The 2,871-nt window shown below is 49.1% G+C and carries 2 protein-coding genes and 1 pseudogene; all 3 read left to right on the top strand.

The window, feature by feature from the left end:
• On the top strand, positions 1 to 717 hold a 717-nt coding region (locus HMPREF2596_RS04050; protein ID WP_070849791.1), incomplete at its 5' end, for a ferredoxin--NADP reductase.
• 223 nt (positions 718 to 940) lie between these two features.
• Positions 941 to 2,707, top strand: a complete 1,767-nt coding sequence (gene msbA, locus HMPREF2596_RS04045) for a lipid A export permease/ATP-binding protein MsbA (protein ID WP_070849789.1) — start codon at positions 941 to 943, stop codon at positions 2,705 to 2,707.
• A gap of 84 nt (positions 2,708 to 2,791) precedes the next feature.
• Positions 2,792 to 2,871, top strand: a pseudogene (locus tag HMPREF2596_RS11205) (ferredoxin--NADP reductase); the annotation flags it as partial.

The raw sequence follows: 2,871 nt of genomic DNA, 5'->3' as shown, positions 1-2,871 counted from the left end.
ACCTTTACCTGCACCCGCGACGAATCGTTGCGCTTTGAAAACGGCCAATTCGTCATGGTCGGCCTGATGGTAGACGGCAAACCGCTGATGCGCGCATACAGCGTGGCCTCTGCCAACTGGGAAGAGCATCTGGAATTTTTCAGTATTAAAGTACAAGACGGCCCATTGACCAGCCGCCTGCAACACCTTAAAGTCGGCGACGATGTCCTCATCAGTAAAAAACCGACCGGTACTCTGGTTGCCGGTGACCTGAATCCGGGCAAACACCTCTACCTCTTGAGCACCGGTACCGGTATCGCCCCTTTCTTGAGCATTACCAAAGACCCTGAAATTTACGAGCAATTTGAAAAAATCATCTTGGTTCACGGCGTACGCTACAAAAAAGACTTGGCATACTACGACCGCTTTACCAAAGAATTGCCCGAACACGAATACTTGGGCGACTTGGTTAAAGAAAAATTGATTTACTACCCGATCGTTTCACGCGAAGAATATGTACACCAAGGCCGTCTGACCGATTTGATGCGCAGCGGCAAACTCTTCGAAGACATCGGCCTGCCTAAAATCAATCCGCAAGACGACCGCGCCATGCTGTGCGGCAGCCCTGCCATGTTGAAAGACACCTGCAACGTCTTGGACGAATTCGGCCTGACCGTTTCTCCGAAAACCGGTGTCCGCGGCGACTACCTGATTGAGCGCGCATTCGTCGATCAATAACGTATCCCCGGCAACAGGCCGTCTGAAACCCTTCTTTCAGACGGCCGCAACCGATATTTGAGAAGTGGGCAACATTATTGCCAAACCCACCAAACCACAGTCGTTCCCAATATAAAATCAAGGCGTTAAAACAATACCGACTCCTTTTGACTTTCAATTGCAAACATTGTAATGACAGATATTTTCGTTTAGAATTGCATGTTTGCTCTAAATTTGGATTGATATGCAGACAACACAAGCCACATCCAACTGGGAGCTATACAAGCGCTTGCTTGGATATTTGAAAAGCTATTGGAAGATGTTTATCGTCTCCGTAGTGGCCATGCTGATTGTCGCCGGTACGATGCCGGCTTTCGGTTACTTGCTCAAACCTTTAATCAATGAAGGTTTTGTCGATAAAAACATGAAAAGCATGTCATGGTTGCCGCTGGCAATTGTGGCGCTGTTTTTCGTTCGCGGCCTGTTCAATTTCATCAACGAATATTGCACGACGTATCTGTCGAGCCACTTGGTGCAGCGCTTGCGCGGTAAAATGTTCAACAAAATGATGCACCTGCCGACTTCGTATTTCAGCAGCAATACCGGCGGCCGTCTGATGTCGCGCATTTTAAGCGACGTCAACCAAATTACCGATGCAGGATTTAACGTCATTACCGTGATTGCCAAAGACGGCGTGAGCGTAGTCGGCCTGTTGGGCTTGCTGACTTATCTGAACTGGCGTTTGACTCTGATTACTTTTATTATTTTGCCGGTCGTCGCCGTATGTATCCAAACAGTCAGCAAACGCCTGCGCAAATTGTCTGCCAACAACCAAATTTATCTTGGCCAGCTGATGCAGGTTTTGGGCGAAAGCATTAATGGCGAACGCGTTGTAAAAATCTACGGTGGTCAAGATTATGAAAATCGCCGCTTCAACCGTATTGCTGACGATGTGCGCCGCAACCTGCTCAAACAGGTTTCCGCCAGCTCTGCCGGTACCGGCATTACGCAATTAATGGCTTCGGTTGCACTGGCCGCAATTATTTACGCAGCCGCCCGCCAAGCCGGACTTTCAGGCTTCAGCGCAGGCGATTTTATGTCGTTTTTGTCCAGCATGATCTTGATGTTTGACCCCATCAAACGCATGACCGGCGTGATGCAATCCCTGCAGCGTGGTTTGGCGGCGGCAGAAAGCGTCTTTACCTTTTTGGATCAACCCGAAGAAAGCAACGAAGGCAAACAAACCCTCAGCCCAAACCCTGGCAATATCGAATTTTGCGATGTTGTACACCGTTATCCCGAAGCCGAACGCAACAGCTTGAACCACATCAACCTGCTTGTTCCGCAAGGCAAAGTGACTGCCTTGGTCGGCGCATCGGGTTGCGGCAAAACCACCTTGGCCAATATGTTGCCGCGCTTCCTTAATCCCAATGAAGGCGAAGTTTTGATCGGCGGCATCAACGTCAATGAATATACGCTCGAAAGCTTGCGCAGCCGCATGGCATTCGTCGGCCAAAACGTTGTCCTGTTTAATGGTACGATTGCTGAAAACATTGCCTATGCTCAAGCTGACAAATTCAGTGAGGCAGAAATTATCAATGCTGCAAAAGCCGCGAATGCTTGGGAATTTATCCAAAAAATGCCGCAAGGCCTGCACACTGAAGTCGGCGAAAACGGTTTAAAACTGTCCGGCGGCCAACGTCAACGTCTCGCTATTGCGCGTGCGCTTTTGAAAAACGCGCCGATTTTAATTTTAGACGAAGCCACCAGTGCATTGGATAATGAATCCGAACGTTTGGTACAAACCGCATTGGAAAACCTGATGCAAAACCGTACCACTTTGGTGATTGCCCACCGACTTTCTACCATCGAAAAAGCCGACAATATCGTTGTGATGCACGAAGGCAATGTCGTCGAACAAGGCACACACCAAGAATTAATCAGCGCAGGCGGACGCTATGCCGACCTGCACAGCCTCAGCGAAAAATCAGCCGTACCGGTGAACAAGTAACTGAAGCCGTATTCCACTCTTTTTATTAACCTCGGCCGCCCCGACTTATCCTATTCAGACGGCCCCATCCGACAGAAAATATCAATGGCAGCATTCAATACCCAGAAAGTCTTGTCCGTACACCACTGGACAGACGCATATTTTACCTTTACCTGCACCCGCGA

The sequence above is a fragment of the Neisseria sp. HMSC078C12 genome (genome assembly GCF_001838065.1).
Classification (GTDB): Bacteria; Pseudomonadota; Gammaproteobacteria; order Burkholderiales; family Neisseriaceae; genus Neisseria.
Note: the sequence above shows the minus strand (reverse complement) of the source record. Positions and strands in the feature narration are given on the sequence as shown.